We start from the raw sequence: 16,841 nt of genomic DNA on the forward strand, positions 1-16,841 counted from the left end.
GCTTTTGGGGTTTTTTGGGTTGGTTGTTTGTTTTTTGGAGAGTGGATGTGAGTGTCTTTGTGATGCTTTTATTGTGAGAATCTTGTTCGTTGACCACCTTTGGGTGGTTGGTGTTTTTTTTGTTTATTGGTTTGTTTTTTGTTTTTGAGCGTTTGGTGGATGCCTTGGCATCGTGTGCCGATGAAGGACGTTGTGGCTGGCGATAGCCTCGGGGAGTTAGCGAGCGAGCGTTGATCCGGGGGTTTCCGAATGGGGTAACCTAACCATAGTTGTGTGTGGTTGGCGCGCACTGAAGTTTTTGTAGGTGTGTGTTGGTAGGGTGGGAAGTGAAACATCTTAGTACCGCCTTTTGTGAGATAGTCCGTGTGTAGTGGTGAGCGATAGCGGGTGTTGGCTAAACCGTTTGCGTGTGATACTCGGCAGGGGTTGCGCAGGCGGTGTTGTGGGACTGAATCGTCAAGCAACTGCCGTTGTTTGGAACGTTTTTGTGTGTGTGAGGTGAATAGGTTGGGATGCCTTACCGGAGACCGTGAGAGTCGGGTAGCTGGTTACATATGCAGTGCGTTGGGTTTTGTTCCCGAGTAGCGCGGGGCTCGTGGAATCTCGTGTGAATCTGCCCAGACCATTGGGTAAGCCTGGACGGGCGCGGTGACCGATAGTGGATTAGTACCGTGAGGGAATGGTGAAAAGTACCCCGGGAGGGGAGTGAAATAGTTCCTGAAACCAAGCGTTTTTAAGCCGTCAGAGCCGCGGGGCCTTCGGGTTGGTGTGGTGGTGGCGTGCCTATTGAAGAATGAGCCTGCGAGTTATGTTGCGTGGCGAGGTTAACCCGTTGTGGGGTAGTCGTAGGGAAACCGAGTCCTGGGGGCGTTTTAGTTGCGTGGTATAGACCCGAAGCGGGGTGATCTACCCATGGCCAGGATGAAGCGGCGGTAGAACGTCGTGGAGGTCCGCACCCACCAGGGTTGAAAACCTGGGGGATGAGTTGTGGGTAGGGGTGAAAGGCCAATCAAACTCCGTGATAGCTGGTTCTCCCCGAAATATATTTAGGTATAGCGTTCCATTTTTTGCTTGCGTGTGGTAGAGCTACTGGTTGGTTGATGGGCCTTGTTGGTTACTGAGATCTGCTAAACTCCGAATGCGCGTTAAGTTGGTGGGGCAGTCAGACAGCGGGGGATAAGCTTCGTTGTCGAGAGGGAAACAGCCCTGATCATCGGTTAAGGTCCCTAAGTGTGTGCTAAGTGGGAAAGGATGTGTAGTTGCGTTGACAGCCAGGAGGTTGGCTTAGAAGCAGCCACCCTTGAAAGAGTGCGTAATAGCTTACTGGTCGAGTGATTGTGCGCCGATAATGTAGTGGGGCTTAAGCATGCCACCGAAACTGTGACTACAGCATTTTTTGTGTTGTGGGGTAGGGGAGCGTCCTGCATTGTTGTAGCGGCCTGGTGATGGGTCGTGTGTGGTGTGGGAGTGAGAATGCAGGCATGAGTAGCGAGTCCAGCGTGAGAATCGCTGGCGCCGATAAACTAAGGGTTCCAGGGGAAGGTTTATCCGCCCTGGGTTAGTCGGGTCCTAAGGCGAGGCCGTCAGGCGTAGTCGATGGTTGAGCAGTTGATATTCTGCTACCGGGATGGGACCGTTTTTAGCGCTTTTTCTTTTAAGCTTGACGCCCTATTTAGGTGTTTGGCTTCCTTCGGGTTGCTGAGTGTCTTTGGGGTTTTGGGTTTTTGGTTTGAGTGTTTTAGCTTCGTGGTGACACAGTGAGATTGCCTGGCGCGGTGATGGTTTACCGTGTTCAAGCCTGCAGCCTGTCTTCTAGGTCAAATCCGGAAGACGTAAGGGTCAGAGGTGATGGTGGGGCCTGTTTGGGCCGATAACAGGGTTGGTCTGTGCTGTCTAGAAAAGCTGCGTTGTGAGGTGTTATTCCGCCCGTACCCTAAACCGACTCTGGTAGTTGGGTAGAGAATACTAAGGCGAGCGAGTGAATCGTGGTTAAGGAACTCGGCAAATTGCCTCCGTAACTTCGGGAGAAGGAGGCCCCACCCCTTGAAACCGCTTTGCGTGGTTAGGGGGTGTGGGGTGCAATAGCAAGATGGAAGCGACTGTTTATCAAAAACATAGGTGCGTGCGAAGCCGTAAGGCGAGGTATACGCACTGACGCCTGCCCGGTGCCGGAAGGTTAAGAGGAACTGTTAGCATTTTTGCGAAGCGGTGAATTTAAGCCCCGGTAAACGGCGGTGGTAACTATAACCATCCTAAGGTAGCGAAATTCCTTGTCGGGTAAGTTCCGACCTGCACGAATGGCGTAACGACTTCTGTGCTGTCTTGACCGCGAACTCGGCGAAATTGCATTACGAGTAAAGATGCTCGTTACGCGCAGCAGGACGGAAAGACCCCGGGACCTTTACTATAGCTTGGTATTGGTAGCTGGTTGTGTTTGTGTAGGATAGGTGGGAGACAAAGAAGCAGGAACGCTAGTTTTTGTGGAGTCGGCAAGTGAAATACCACTCTGATGTTGCTGGTTATCTGAACCTGGGCCCATTATCTGGGTTAGGGACAGTGCCTGGTGGGTAGTTTAACTGGGGCGGTTGCCTCCTAAATGGTAACGGAGGCGCTCAAAGGTTTCCTCATCCTGGTTGGTAATCAGGGTTTGAGTGTAAGTGCACAAGGAAGCTTGACTGTGACACTGACGGGTGGAGCAGGTACGAAAGTAGGAACTAGTGATCCGGCAATGGCTTATGGAAGCGTTGTCGCTCAACGGATAAAAGGTACCCCGGGGATAACAGGCTGATCTTGCCCAAGAGTCCATATCGACGGCATGGTTTGGCACCTCGATGTCGGCTCGTCGCATCCTGGGGCTGGAGTTGGTCCCAAGGGTTGGGCTGTTCGCCCATTAAAGCGGTACGCGAGCTGGGTTCAGAACGTCGTGAGACAGTTCGGTCCCTATCCGCTGCGCGCGTTAAGACTTGAGAAAGTCCTGTCCCTAGTACGAGAGGACCGGGATGGACGAACCTCTGGTGTGCCAGTTGTACCGCCAGGTGCATGGCTGGTTGGCTATGTTCGGAAAGGATAACCGCTGAAAGCATCTAAGCGGGAAGCCTGCTTTAAGATAAGGTCTTTTAGGTTCCCAGTAGACTACTGGGTTGATAGGCCAGAAGTGTACACGTTGTAAAACGCAAAGCTGACTGGTACTAAAGAACCATTAAAAAACAAACACAAAAAACACGCTAGTGTTCAAGCATCCACACAAAAATGTCGTCACGAAGACGCTCACACCCACTCTCCTAGAACCGTCATACAAGAACGGTGCCCCCAAAAGTAGTAACCAGATTCAATGGTTACCAGTGATAAAAATAGCGGGGGTTGAACACATAGTCTTGTGGTGGTCATAGCGCCTAGGACACGCCCAGTCCCATCCCGAACCTGGAAGCTAAGCTAGGCAGCGCTAATGGTACTACGCCCCAACGAGCGCGGGAGAGTAAGACACCACCACAACCAATTTAATAAGGCAGGGTACAGAAACTGAGATCAGTTTTTGTACCCTGCTTTTTTATAATTTTAGTTAACACCAACGAGGTTGATCTGGAAATGAGCTTTATCAGGGAAACTAACCTTTAAAAGGCTACTCCTTGGCCCATACAGTACAGAGGTCCTCAAAACGGGGCAGGAAATGTTCTATCTGCCAGTTGCGCGCTTCTGCTGTTTCTAGCAGGGTTTGCAGATCTTTACCAGGTTCCCAATACGCGGCTACCTGCCGGGTAGCACTAGGAGAAAGCGCAAACTCTGCCCAAACCTGATTTTCCTGCGCCCAGGTAGAAACGTTCTGTTTAAGTGTTCGGTAAAGTTCAGCCCGAGCTGGATCTATCTTTTCCCAGGTTGCCACGGATGCTATTTCATGCAACCGTCGCAGCGGTGCTTTGCCTGGCAATTGCTTACTGGGTAAGCCCCGTACTTTCTTTATTGCCTGCCACCAGCGTCGGCAGTGGCGACGCAGCTGCGGACGAGACGCAAAAGGACGCTTAGATAGCTCCTGGTAGGAGTGGGGTGTTTTCAACACCAAATCTATTAAATCCCGATTAGGTAGCACCCGGCTGGGGGCTAAATCGCGTTCCTTTGCAATCTGGTCACGCTGATAATAAAGTTCACGCAACAAACCTAGTTGCTGAGGGGACTTCGCTTTTCCGGCACCTTTCAAATGTCGCCAGGGTTCGGGGTCGCTTTGGCGACGATAGTGAGTTAAAGTATAGGCAAATTCTTGCTCCGCCCACGGCAGACGCCCCGCTGCTACTAGCTGTTTTTTGAGCGCGACTGCCAACTCCACCAGGTATTCCACATCGAGGGCAGCGTAATCGAGCCAAGATTGTTTGAGGGGACGCCGGGACCAGTTCTCTCGTGTATGGTTCTTTGCCAGCTTCACGCCGAGCACATCTTCAGTGAGTGGCCCCAGTCCCACTTGGGTTTTCCCCAGTAGCTTGGCTGCGATTTGAGTATCAAATAAGTGGGGAGCCTGCAGCCCTGCCCACTCCATACACTCTAAATCTTCTTTTGCGGCGTGCAGCACCCAGGTGCTATTTTTGCAGGCGGCGCTAAAATCAGACAGCTCAGGTAAAGCTAACGGATCGAGTAAACTCAGGGGCGCACTCTGGCCTTTGGCCTGAATCAAATAGGCTTTGTCCTGATAGCGAATACCGCTGGCGCGTTCGGTGTCAAAAGCTACGTATTCTCCGGGACTTCGATATTCACGCAGACACTCCTGGTATTTCTGCTCGCTATCAGTGAGGGGAACCGAGCCCTGACGAGGACGGTAAAGGGTTTCACTCATACCAGTTTGACCTGTCCCAGACGGGATATTCCGGCGCTAACCTCCACTGAATATCCCGACATCATCGCTAAGAGGCGAGAGATTGCCCCCGCGTGGGGCGCCAAATCGTTTTCTAGGGGTGTCCAGGAGGCGCGCAGCTCCATTTCTGCAGATTCAGAGCGTTTTTCTAACTCGCCAAAGCTCGCCGAATGGGAGCGAGTAACCGATCCGGCAGCCTGGAAAAAACTAGCATCTGATTGAGTTAAAAAATCGGTGAGCCAAGACCAACAAACCTGGTCAGCTAGCGGTTCGGTAACTAAATCTACATCTACATGTGCGCCTAGCATCGTCACTAGGCGAAAACGCCCCTGCCAGCCAGGTTGTTCCTGGGGATCGTAAAGAATCACTAGCCGCCCCGACCCTCCACTATTGGAGTTATCCTCCAAGGCGCCACAGTCCATGCGAATCGCTGCAGAAAAAGGAGCGATTCCGCGGGGAGCCGGAATCTCGCTGACTTCCACGTGCGAATCATAGGCGGCATCACGCAAGGTGAGCAGAGCATCGGTAAACTCTGTAGGCGTCTTTTGATTCACTATTTCAGCGTAAGCAGGAAACCTTTCCTAAAGCCGCTGCCACGCCGATAATCAGCCGCTATAGTAAAAAGTAATGTGTAAGACCTTTGTATATAAGGCTCTACTATCCTTGTATGTCGGCGACCCTAACAGGAGTGATATGGACAAAGATATTTCCGATATTGAAATATGCGTGGCTAACAAACACGCGAAAAACTCCTGGAGATCTGAGGTTTATTATTTGCTTAGCAACGCAGATAAGGAATTTCTCCCTCCGTTGTCAGCCCGTAACTCGACTTCGCAAAAGGAATTAAAAACTAGGAAATTCCTAGAAGACGGAGTTGAAAACTATTTTCAAGAAATGTGGGCTCAAGAATTTCTACTAGCTACTGTCGGTGCTAAGGAAAAACAATTAGCCGGCTTTATGTCTTATAAAAACGGATACGAAGTGAGTCTGTCAGGTGGCTCTATTAAGAGTTGGTATGTTTCAACTGTAGTAGTAGCACCCGAGTTCCGAGGGCAAGGAATTACAACACGGTTCTACACTGAGTTGCAAAAGCGGGCAAAAATAGCAAAATATCCGATCGTTACCCGTACTTGGTCAACCAATCATGCTCACCTAAAAATATTGCACCAGCTAGGGTTCAAGATGGTAATGAGGCTACCTGACGATCGGGGCGAAGGTATCGATACGCTGTATTACAAGTGGGGGGAAAATGTTTGAACACTTAAGTCTGTGGAAACGAATTAAGGCATATAAACTGGCGATCAATGTTTGGGTAGTTTTACTTTTAACATTTCTTGGAATCGTTAGCGTATTTATTTATTATTTAGCTGATTATTCTGGGTTTATTGGCAACTTGGCAATCGCGGCATCAACCTCATTCTTTGCTTCAGTATTGGTATTAATTAGCGAAACTTACCTTAAATTTCGTTCCCATGAAAACGATATTTTTCTTGAGGGAATAGAAAAGCTAGGAATATCTAACCTCCATTTTCAGAAATCTGAACTGCTGCGTTCACTGATGCGTAGATGCGAAGAAGATTTTTGGGCTGTGGGGTATAGGCAGATTTTAACTGCTTCTCTTTCAGACCAGATAGAAGAGATGGCTAGTAGGAATATTAAAATGAGATTTTTGCTTGTGCCACCCTGGGAAGAAGCATATCAGCTAGTTTACGGTTCACAAGATCGGGTAATGAGTAATTATCTAAAGGTATTCGATGCGATTCTTTTTGGTAGTTCTTCCTCGGCGAATCATTGCGAAGTGCGATTCTGTGATAAGCCGCTATTTAACGACACCTACCGGGTAGATGCAGATTTTATTACTGGACCGTATATGCACAATCGGGATAAGCACAATAAGAAAATATCAGCGCAAGATTTTTTCACTTATGAACTCAAACGAGAAAGTGGTTTACATGGCCTTGTAAAGGATGAGTTCACCGCTTTATGGGATGAATGTGATACCCAACTTGATTGGGAAAAATATCGAATAATATCGGAAAAGATTCATAACTCGGATTTAAATGATGCGGAAATCCAAGAAAACATTAGGGAAGCAATAGTAGAAATTTCGGAGACGCAGAAAGAAGAAACAATTTCAGAAGTGGTGCCAGCAAAGCCATAGTCCCTACAATATTTGCCTGACGTGAAAGAAACTATAACCTATCTTTTTGAAAGTTATTACATAATGACCATTCTTGAAGATAGGGAAGATTTGATAGCATTGAGTGGCTCAAATCTTAGGGAGGTACTGTGGAAGACCATCAGGATATAGCGTTTCAACCAGTTATTTTAGGTACCGATATTGGTACCTATGCGTTGGCAGTATCCTTCCATCAGAGGTGGAAAGTAAAACCTACCATCGTCACCACCCAAATCCTGGGGCCAATAATGTTTTCCGGCATTATCGACACTCGCGTAGTTGACCCACAGACTCTGCCCGATCCGGACTCGGAAATCCCCCTAATTGATGGCTTGATTGCACTCGCTCCGAAACTGCAAAAAGATTATTCGGGGAAGAAACTGCTGCTAATTGCAAATATTGATTCCAATGTGCGCGATATTATGCGACGCGAGGAAGAGCTGCGTAAATATTATGCATTTGCTTTCCCCTCCCTAAAAATTATTGAGGATACCTCCGATAAAGTGAAGTTTCCGAGGCTCGCTGCCGAACATGGTTTGAACGTTCCCAAAACTTTGGAGATCGACTTTTCCGGTTCCTTAGAGGGAGAGCTAGCCAAACTTGAGCAAGTAGGCGAGCCTTTCCCTTGGATTATTAAACCAGCTACTAGTGCCGGTTATGAACGTCTTAAATGGCCAGGCAAAGCCAAGGTTTACACGGTTTCCAATAAAGAGGAAGCTCAAAAGCTACTAGCTGACCTGTATCAGCACACTCATGAAAATCCGCACGCCCGCCGCTTCGTGCTGCAGCCTCGGGTGGAAGGCAATGATAGTTTTAATCTCTCGGTGACCGCTTACGTTGATCAAAATGCCCGGGTGACTATGCTGGGATCAGCCCAGGTGTTACTGGAGGATCATTCTCCCACTGCTCTCGGGAATCCAGTAGCGATGATTACCGAGCCCTACCCGCGTCTATATGAGCAGGTGAGCAGCTTTCTAAAGGGAGTAGGGTGGCACGGTTTCGCCAACTTTGACTTTAAAGTAGATTCGCGCACCGGGATTGCCTACTGCTTCGAGGTAAACCCCCGTATTGGACGGAACTCGTATTACAACACTTCTGCTGGCATGAATCCGATGAGGTTCTTTGTTGAGGACGTAGTTGAGGGGAAAGCGGTTTCCCCTCAACGTTTAGCAAAGCGGGTCTATTACTCAATCCTGCCGAAACGTTTAGTCTTGCGTTATGTAGATAAACAGATGGGTAAGAAGATCAAAACCCTATACCGTCAAAAGAAAAACCATGATCCTCTGTTCTACCCGGCGGATTTTGGTTTTAGTCTGCGCGGCCTGAAACGTTTTGGGTACGTAATGATTGCCCGGGAAAATCATTGGAGAAAATATCACCATAACTATCCGGTCGCTAGATTCCGCGAAGGGGAAACGCGTTCCCTCGACACGTCTGCGCTAACCCAACCCTAGTTGCCCGATTCCGGACGATCGATGGAGCTCCGCAGTTTTAAAGAAACAAAGGCTAACAGATAACGCTACTCTAAGCGATGATTAGCAGGGTGTCTTCGCCCAAGATTTTCGCGGGCGAACTTTCCAGTTTCCCGGAGGTAAAGGAAAAGTAGGTTCCGTCCTCTACCTCTGCAAGCAAATCTTTGATGTTAGCGGAGCTGCTATGCAAGTTCACTATTACCCGAGCGCCTTCCGTTTTTAAGATCAGTAGCTTTCGCTGACGTTCAAGAGCAATAAAATCAGCGAAGACGCCCTCGCGGCGCAACGCGATTAAGTGCCGATACCAGGCGAGCATCTTTTTATGTTCGGTCTCAGAAAGCTCCTGCCAGAGCAGCTTGGAGTTTAAAAACGTGGAAAGGGCTTGCGGAGAGGGAACTTCCACCTCGCCGCCGTAAATTTTATCCCAGTCATGAGAAGCGAACTCTAGTTTGCGTCCCTCATCCACCGCTTTACCGATGCCCTCATCGGCATAGTCGGTAAAGAATTGGAAACGGGAGCGACTTCCCCATTCTTCGCCTTGGAAGAGCATCGGGGTAAAGGGGGAAGCTAAAATTAAAGCAGCTTGACCAGCCAGAAGCCCCGGTGAAAGTTTCTCGCTGGGGCGATCCCCTAAAGCGCGATTCCCTACCTGATCGTGGTTAGACGCAAAGCCAAAGAAACGGTTGCGCTCCATATCTGCCGGAACTGGAGCCCCCCAGTTCTTGCCGCGGAAACTAGAGAGGGTGCCGTTATGGTAAAAGACCTGCGAATATATCTTGGTTAGGGCCTCGGGGTCTGCGAAATCTTCGTAATACCCTTGGGTTTCTCCGGTAAAAGCTACGTGAATACCGTGGTGGATATCGTCATCCCATTGCCCATCCATTCCGTAGCCGCCCTCATCAACGGCAGTGACCATTAGGGGATCGTTGAGATCAGATTCAGCCACTAGGGTTAATGGCCTCCCCAGTTCTTCAGAAAGGTTCTCGACTTCTTGGGAAAGTTCGGCTAAAAGATGCAGCTCGGAATCGTCTTGGATTTCGTGAACCGCATCTAGGCGCAGGCCGTCGAACCCATAGTCAGCCAGTAAAGCCAAAGCTGAGCCGATCAAGAAATCGCGTACCGGGGCGCTATCGGGGCCATCTAAGTTGTAGCCATCACCCCAGGGAGTTTCGTGGCGACCGGAGAAGTAAGGAGCGAACTGACTTAAATAGTTTCCGGAGGAGCCCAAATGGTTCAAGACCAGGTCTTGGGCTACCGCGATTCCCAGGTTGTGCGCCTCATCGATAAACGCCACCAAATCTTCCGGGGTGCCATAAGGGTTGAAGAGGGCGTATAAACCGACCCCGTCATATCCCCACCCGCGCTCGCCAGGGAACACTGCGATGGGCATTAGTTCGATGACTTCGACTCCCAAATCGGCGAGATAGGGGAGTTTTTCTATGGCTGCCCGCAGGGTTCCCTGGGCGGTGAAAGTCCCTATATGCAATTCGTACCAGACCTTGCCCAGTAGTTTTTCACTGGGTTGCCAGCTAGAGGTGTGTTTAATAGCGGCAATATCAGCGGTCTTTACCCAAAGTTCACTGCCGGGAATATACAAGCGTGCCCGCGGATCAGGGAAGGGGCCGTTTCCGTCTACTTCAAATGCATAGGTGGTCCCGTTGGGCAGTGGTCGCGGAGCTAGCCACCACTGCCCATATCTAATCATGGAAGTTTTCCGGGGATTATCCGGCGAGCCTACCAGTAGGTTTACCTGCTTTTTATCCGGTGCCCACAATGGTACCCGCCCGCATCCAGCGGTCAGTTCCCAGGGAGGAACCCCCTCAAAATCCCAGTCACAGGAATCTAGATTCATTTATTCCACCCGTTCTAGTATCCGCGCGCCGCGTTTGGCTAACAGTTCCTCCAAGCTCTGCATTCCCCCGGAGAAAACCTCATTTGAACAAATATCTTTCCACGATCCTTCCGGTAGAACCACGGTATGTTCCGGGCTGAAATCACCTTGATAACGGGCGAGGACGCCGGAAAGGCGACGGGCAAGAGTCACGATTTGTGGCCCGGTACTTTCGGTTCCTCGCGCAAAAGCTACTGCGTAGCCAGTAGAGAGGGCGAGCGCCTCATAGGTGGCGGAGGCAGAAACGAAACAGTCTGGGCGGCGGCGCCGCAGCCGCAAAATAGCGGCTGTCAAGTTCAGTTTCAAATCATCTATGGTGGGACTCCCAGCATGATCTAGACCTTCACGATCAAGGCGCGAAAGTGCCTCCGCCAGCGCCGTGAAATCAACCGGGCGGCGATTATCTGGGTCTACCAGGGAAGTTTGCGTGATTTCTGAGCCTTGATAGACATCAGCAACCCCCGGCATGGTTAGTTGCAAAGCCTTATTAGCCACGATGGTATAGCGGGTAGCCAGGCCGGTTTCGCTCTGCCAGCGGGAAACAATCTCGGCTACCTGCGGATCAGCCAGGATCTTTTCTGCATAATCAAGCAGTTCATTTTCCCGGGTTATATCCGGGGCTGTCCAAGTAGTCCAAGTTTTTTGTTCCCTAATCGCTTTAACTAAATACTCTCGCAAACGGGAAGGCGTAATCGGGCCGTTGTCATCCCAGGTGCCGATAAGTGTTTGCCACAGCATATTTTCGCTGCGCCCATCCAGGTCATTAGGACAATACGGTTGGGTGACCGCACGCAGATTTGAAACTACCTCGGCCCACAGTGTGGGGTATTGGCTGATAACTGCCAGACGCATCCGCACATCCTCACAACGTTTGGTGTCGTGAGTGGAGTTGGTGGTCATAGTGGCTGGCCAGTTAGTTTGAATATCGCGGGCAAACAAATGCAGGCTATCGGAAGAAATCCCGAATGCTTGCGGGCTGGAACCTACTTCATTTAGACACAGCAGGTGGGTCCAACGATAGAAGGTAGTATCTTCTACTCCTTTAGCCATCACTGCTCCGCAAACCTGCTGGAAGCGGACTAGGAATTCTTTTCGGTCCAGGTCGCTTTCTTTCAAAGCTGCGGATCCGATTTCATCCCCGAGTACCAGGGCAATCACCACCGCCATAGTGTCAGAGTGCTCCGGTTCCAGGTGGCGCAGGGCGCGCCCCGCTGCGGCCTCTACAATTTCCCGCGAGAGTGCGGGGGCGGGTTCTCCTACGGTTACATAGGCGCGGTAACAGGGCATTTCGATAATTAGTTCCCGCAAGCAATCCACTAGATAACGGAAAGTGTAATCACGCAGGCGGAAATCATTTTGACAAATTTTCCAAACTAATTGCCCGATGCGCCGCACTTCCGCGGCCAGGGAAGTGTCAATAATCTGCGCCTTAGCTTCGCGCTGCATTTGCGGATAAGAGGAGGGCGAATCTGCGGTCAAAGTCTGCATCAGGGTTCCCAGCGGCAAGGATGCACGCGGGTCTACCTGCAGGGCGGTCAGTCTCCAAGAGGTGTCATAGCCGGTAGTGCCGGCAATTGGCCAGTCGTTAGGAAGTCGCTCGGCGCCCTCAAGGATCTTTTCTCCCGCTATCCAAGCGCCCCCGGTAGCTTCCGACAGCCAGTGGAAATAGCCGGCGGGGTCAGCCAGTCCATCGGGGTGATCAATCCGGAAGGCATCGATATATCCCTGGTTGAAAAGTTCCAGAAGTAGGGCGTGGGTGGAGTCAAACACGTCGCGTTCTTCTACCCGCAACGCTGCCAGGGTGTCTACGTCGAAAAAGCGGCGATAGTTAAGTTCTTCATCGGCTACTTTCCAATGCGCCAGACGGTAGTGTTGCCGCTCCACCAAGACTTCTAGGGGCAGGGCTTCGGTGCCGGCTGCCACCGGGAAATAGTGGTCATAGTAGCGCAGAATCCATTGCTCGCCCCGTTCGGGTTCGGTAGGGATTACCATTTGCTCGAGTTTGAGCTCTTGATCAGCTAATACTTGCCCGATCCGCTTACCCAGGATGGGCATCAGAATCGGCTGGTCAATATCAATATCGAACCAGTGCGCGTAAGGAGAATCCTTCCCGCGTTTGAGCACGGACCACATGGGGCGATTAAGCCACACCGGGGTCGGCACTGCCATATGGTTAGGTACCAGGTCAACTACAATTCCAAAGCCTGCCTGGTGGGCATCAGCGGCTAGTTTTTCAAATTGGGCGCGCCCCCCAAGTTCTTTGGAGATATGTTTATGGTCTACTACGTCATAGCCGTGCATAGAGCCGGGAACTGCTTGCAAAATGGGGGAGAGGAACAGATCGGTGATCCCTAGATCACGCCAATATCCCAGGTGCTTGCGCGCGTCTTCGAAAGTGAACTCAGAACTTAGTTGCAGACGATAAGTGCTGATGGGAGTGTGCCTATCGCCTGACGGCAAGTGGGAATGTTGGCCGGTCATTTGAATCTCCTTAATTTATTCCTCCGCCACTTCGCGGATTAGTACCACTACCGAGCGATCTAGTAGCTCTAGTTGGTCGTTTTCGCTGTACTCAGTTTCGCTGTCTGGGACGTCCTCCATAGTGGAAATCGCAATCTTCCAGCCCGAACCGTAGCCTTCGGGAATCTGGAAAGTACAGGGCTCCGGGTCAGCGTTAAATAGCAACAGGAAGGAATCATCAACAATGCGTTTTCCGCGAGAATCTGGCTCCCGAATAGCCTCGCCGTTTAGGAAAATCATTAGGGAACGCGCTTCTTCGTTATTCCAGGCTTCCTCGGTCATATTTTGCCCATCGGGTGCAAACCATTCAATCTCTCCCAGCTCGGATTGCCCGCCGCGTGAAGGAGCACCCGCGAAGAAACGTCGCCGATGGAACACCGGGTGATCGTTACGGAATTTAATCAGGTGTTTAGTGAACCCGAGGAGCCTATTTCGATAGTCGTCCTCTTCAGCCTCTTCGAATGACCAATCCATCCAGGAAAGTTCATTGTCCTGGCAATAGGTGTTGTTGTTTCCTTTTTGAGTACGGGCAATCTCGTCTCCCATAGGCAACATCGGTACCCCTTGGGAGAGGAAGAGAGTAGTGAGGAAGTTACGGTGTTGACGCGCCCTAAGTTTAATAATTTCTGGGTCATCGGTCGGGCCTTCCACCCCGCAGTTCCAGGACCGGTTATGGGACTCCCCATCGCCTCCGCCCTCACCGTTGGCCTCGTTATGTTTCTCGTTATAGGAAACCAGGTCGTTCATGGTGAAGCCGTCGTGGGCGGTTACGAAGTTGATAGAAGCATTTGGGCGGCGTCCGCTTTGTTCATACAAATCGGGACTGCCGCAGAAGCGGGAGGCAAACTCGGGCAAAGTGGCGTAGTTGCCGCGCCAAAAGTCCCGGACGGTGTCCCGATATTTGCCGTTCCATTCGCTCCACATGGAGGGGAAACCGCCCACCTGGTAGCCGCCATCGCCAACATCCCAGGGTTCGGCGATTAGTTTTAGCTGGGAAAGTACCGGATCCTGGTGGATAATATCGAAAAATGCGGACAGCTTATCCACGTCGTGGAGTTCGCGAGCCAAAGTAGAGGCCAGATCGAAACGGAAACCATCCACGTGCATCTCGATTGCCCAGTAACGCAAAGAATCCATAATCAGTTGGAGCACTGCCGGAGAGCGCATCAGCAGAGAATTCCCCGTTCCGGTGGTGTCGAAATAGTGCGCTTTATCGTCCTCTACCAGGCGATAGTAGGAGGCGTTGTCTAACCCTTTAAAAGAGAGAGTCGGCCCCATATGGTTACCTTCCGCGGTGTGGTTATAGACCACGTCTAGGATTACTTCGATCCCCGCCTGATGCAGGTTTTTCACCATTTGCTTGAACTCTTGAACTTGCCCATCAACCACGTCTTGGGAGCGGTATTCGGCGTGGGGAGCAAAAAAACCGATGGTGTTATAGCCCCAATAGTTTGATAGACCCCGCTCTTGCAGGGTGGAGTCGTTAACGAACTGGTGTACCGGCATCAGTTCGAGGGCGTTTACTCCCAGATTCTTCAGATATTCGATAGTCACCGGGTTAGCAATCCCCGCATAGGTACCGCGTTCCTTTTCTGGGATCTGCTCATTTAGCTTGGTGAACCCTTTGACGTGCGCCTCGTAAATAACCAGTTTATGCAGGTCATGTCCGGGTGGCCGATCATTTCCCCAATCGAAATAGGGAGTGGTTACTACCGAAACCGCCATATCCGGCAAGGAATCATCATGGTTAGGTTCACTGGGGTCGTTCCACTCGTAGGAATACAAAGACTGTTTTGCTCCCACGACTCCATCAGTTGCTCTCGCATAAGGGTCGAGCAAAAACTTATTTATGTCGCAGCGGTGGCCTTGCTCTGGATCGTAGGGGCCTTCCACCCGGAAACCATAGCGCTGTTCATCGCGCAGTCCCGGAATATAGCAATGCCACACGTGGTGGTCGACTTCGCGCAGTTCGATGCGTTCCTCGCTGCCGTCTTCTGCTATTAAGCAAAGATAGACTTCGGTTGCGACCTCGCTAAATACTGCAAAGTTCACCCCGGCTCCGTCATAGGTAGCGCCGAGCGGATACGGTTTTCCTGGCCAAATCTCCATACATCTAGGTTGTCATAAAATGCGATTTTTGGCAGTCACTCGCGCCTATTAACTGATCCTGGGGTAATTCCCACATCTAGCCATCAATATATCTGCTAGGTAAAATCGGTGCTTTCACTCCGGATTTGCACCTACTTTGCTACAATTTACGGGAACTCTCTGTTTCATTGAAAAGGATAAAATCATGCCGGATACTCCCACTAATCCGTTTCCTGCGGTTTCGCCGATGCCGAATGCTTGGTCGGGAGATACCGGAGGGAACTTTGCTTCTCCTTATCCACCACCAGGAGCAGTAAGCCCGACCCCCGGGGGCTTCTATCCGGTAAATAGCCCCTATCCAGGATCTCCGCCACCAGGAGAGGCGCCCTCAGAACAAAAAACCTCTACTCCCGTCATGATTGGCCTGATAGCCGGGGTTTTAGTGGTGGTCTTAGCGACCCTGGGATTTCTAATTTGGTATATAACTGGGAATAACAAGAGCGAAGCGCAGAGTACAGCAAGTCCGGAGACTACCACCCAGACCAGCACTATCGTCGAACGAGCGCAGCCGCAGCGGCCGGCACCCCGGGTTAGTACCCGAGCTGCCTGGTCTCCTCCGGCAGGAGTAGCAGCCTGCTCCGGTATGGGGGGCGATGTTTTAGTCAATGGGGTTACCAGCTGCGAATTCGCTGCAAATGTTACTTCTGATTATTATTCGTCGGGGGGATCGTCCGTGCTTTATGATGTTTATTCCCCAGTGACCGGACAGTATTACGATATGAGTTGCTCCGGAGTAGGAAGTGACTCTAGCGGAGATTCCTGGGCGCTGTGTACCGGAGGAAAAAACGCCCAAGTGTATATTCGTCGCTGATTTCCAAGCCTAGTGACATCTTATGTTTGAACAGGATTCTCCCCAGCGCTGGCGCTCCCTGAAAATCGGTGCCGCGGCAGCTTTAACCGTGATTGCTGCTGCGGCTCTAATCCTAGCTTTGGTGGTTTCGGCGCGCGCCTATATTAATTTGGTTTCTCCCGCTAGTTCCTTGCCGTCTTCCTCGCCCGCCTCCTCCCGTACTAGTACGAACCCTCCGGTGTCTGCCTCCAGCGCACCCACCACTAGCGCTTCGGCAGATACTAGCGGTCAAGGAAAAGAAAAGATCGCGGGCGAGGTTTCGCGGATTGAGCAAAGCCGGGGAGCGCGGATCCAGGTGTCCTGGCTAGAAGGAGGGCAAATCCAGACCGCGGGTAGCCTGCAGGATTTACCGGCTTGGTCGACTTCAAAAGTACCGGTGGCGATGGCAATCTATGCACAGGGGAAAGCGGATGCTAATAGCGGGAATATTAGCGCGGCTATCCGGGCTTCTGATAACGCAGCCGCCGAGGCTTTATGGCAAGGGCTAGGATCATCCGACGCCCAGCGTGCCCAGGCGGTTACCGCGATTTTGCGGCAGGCAGGAGATGGACACACCACGGTTCCCAGTACCCGCCTGCGCAGCGGTTTCACTATTTTCGGGCAAACTCAATGGAGTACCACCGATCAGCTGCAATTTCTACAAAACTTTAATTCGTTGCCGGGGGCGGCGCAGTTAAAGTCCCATATGTATGCGGCTTATGGTAACCAACGCTGGGGGATAGGGCGCCTACCGAATTCCGCAGTAAAAGGAGGGTGGGGACCGACTTTGAGCGGCGGCTACACTGCCCGGCAAATAGGCTGGTTCCAGTCGGAAGGCAAGGAAACTCCGATCGCAATTGCCGCGCAAGCCAGTTCTTTTGGGGCGGCAACCGCCGTGGTTGACGAGGTAGCCAAACTGTTCTATTAGGAGCTACCTGCACTTTTTAACTGGCAAGCGGACGCAG

At 51.2% G+C, this 16,841-nt stretch carries 10 protein-coding genes and 2 rRNA genes; 7 read left to right on the plus strand and 5 right to left on the minus strand.

From position 1 onward, the window contains the following. Positions 1-132 precede the first annotated feature (132 nt). Both KO216_RS03800 and rrf read left to right on the plus strand, forming a co-directional pair. A 23S ribosomal RNA gene (locus KO216_RS03800) occupies positions 133-3,211 on the plus strand. Between the two features lie 164 nt (positions 3,212-3,375). Continuing rightward, positions 3,376-3,492: ribosomal RNA gene (rrf, locus tag KO216_RS03805) — 5S ribosomal RNA — on the plus strand. A 127-nt stretch (positions 3,493-3,619) separates the two neighbouring features. Here rrf and KO216_RS03810 read toward each other — a convergent pair. Both KO216_RS03810 and KO216_RS03815 read right to left on the minus strand, forming a co-directional pair. Beyond that, positions 3,620-4,819, minus strand: coding sequence for a ribonuclease D (locus tag KO216_RS03810; RefSeq protein WP_215522984.1), 1,200 nt, complete (start codon positions 4,817-4,819; stop codon positions 3,620-3,622). Beyond that, positions 4,816-5,391, minus strand: coding sequence for a DUF3000 family protein (locus KO216_RS03815; RefSeq protein ID WP_215522985.1), 576 nt, complete (start codon positions 5,389-5,391; stop codon positions 4,816-4,818). Before KO216_RS03815 ends, KO216_RS03810 begins: the two co-directional genes overlap by 4 nt. A gap of 139 nt (positions 5,392-5,530) precedes the next feature. Between KO216_RS03815 and KO216_RS03820 the strand changes: the two genes are divergently transcribed. The 3 genes from KO216_RS03820 to KO216_RS03830 all read left to right on the plus strand — a co-directional run bounded on the left by KO216_RS03820 (position 5,531) and on the right by KO216_RS03830 (position 8,470). Then, positions 5,531-6,094, plus strand: a complete 564-nt coding sequence (locus KO216_RS03820; RefSeq protein ID WP_215522986.1) for a GNAT family N-acetyltransferase — start codon at positions 5,531-5,533, stop codon at positions 6,092-6,094. Next, the gene (locus KO216_RS03825) at positions 6,087-6,998 is read left to right on the plus strand and encodes a hypothetical protein (protein WP_215522987.1); all 912 of its coding nucleotides are present in this window, start codon (positions 6,087-6,089) and stop codon (positions 6,996-6,998) included. Before KO216_RS03820 ends, KO216_RS03825 begins: the two co-directional genes overlap by 8 nt. 128 nt (positions 6,999-7,126) lie before the next feature. After that, positions 7,127-8,470 carry a carboxylate--amine ligase gene (locus tag KO216_RS03830; protein WP_215522988.1) on the plus strand — a complete coding sequence of 448 codons (1,344 nt, stop codon included), beginning with the start codon at positions 7,127-7,129 and terminating at the stop codon, positions 8,468-8,470. Between the two features lie 70 nt (positions 8,471-8,540). Here KO216_RS03830 and treZ read toward each other — a convergent pair whose 3' ends face one another. From treZ to glgX, 3 genes are read right to left on the minus strand one after another with little or no spacing between them, the layout of a single operon-like run. Further along, a complete protein-coding gene (gene treZ / locus KO216_RS03835; protein ID WP_215522989.1) occupies positions 8,541-10,340 on the minus strand; it encodes a malto-oligosyltrehalose trehalohydrolase in 1,800 nt (599 codons plus the stop codon). Continuing rightward, the gene (treY, locus tag KO216_RS03840) at positions 10,341-12,860 is read right to left on the minus strand and encodes a malto-oligosyltrehalose synthase (RefSeq protein WP_215522990.1); all 2,520 of its coding nucleotides are present in this window, start codon (positions 12,858-12,860) and stop codon (positions 10,341-10,343) included. A 15-nt stretch (positions 12,861-12,875) separates the two neighbouring features. Continuing rightward, entirely contained in the window at positions 12,876-15,008 is a 2,133-nt protein-coding gene (gene glgX / locus KO216_RS03845) for a glycogen debranching protein GlgX (protein ID WP_215522991.1), read from the minus strand. A 184-nt stretch (positions 15,009-15,192) separates the two neighbouring features. Here glgX and KO216_RS03850 point away from each other — a divergent pair, with 184 nt between their 5' ends. Together KO216_RS03850 and KO216_RS03855 are read left to right on the plus strand one after the other, a co-directional pair. Beyond that, positions 15,193-15,858, plus strand: a complete 666-nt coding sequence (locus tag KO216_RS03850) for a flagellar basal body-associated FliL family protein (protein ID WP_215522992.1) — start codon at positions 15,193-15,195, stop codon at positions 15,856-15,858. Between the two features lie 22 nt (positions 15,859-15,880). After that, the gene (locus KO216_RS03855) at positions 15,881-16,804 is read left to right on the plus strand and encodes a serine hydrolase (protein ID WP_215522993.1); all 924 of its coding nucleotides are present in this window, start codon (positions 15,881-15,883) and stop codon (positions 16,802-16,804) included. The last annotated feature ends 37 nt before the right edge of the window (positions 16,805-16,841 follow it).

This window comes from Varibaculum prostatecancerukia (assembly GCF_943169825.2).
In the GTDB taxonomy this organism is placed as follows: domain Bacteria; phylum Actinomycetota; class Actinomycetes; order Actinomycetales; family Actinomycetaceae; genus Varibaculum; species Varibaculum prostatecancerukia.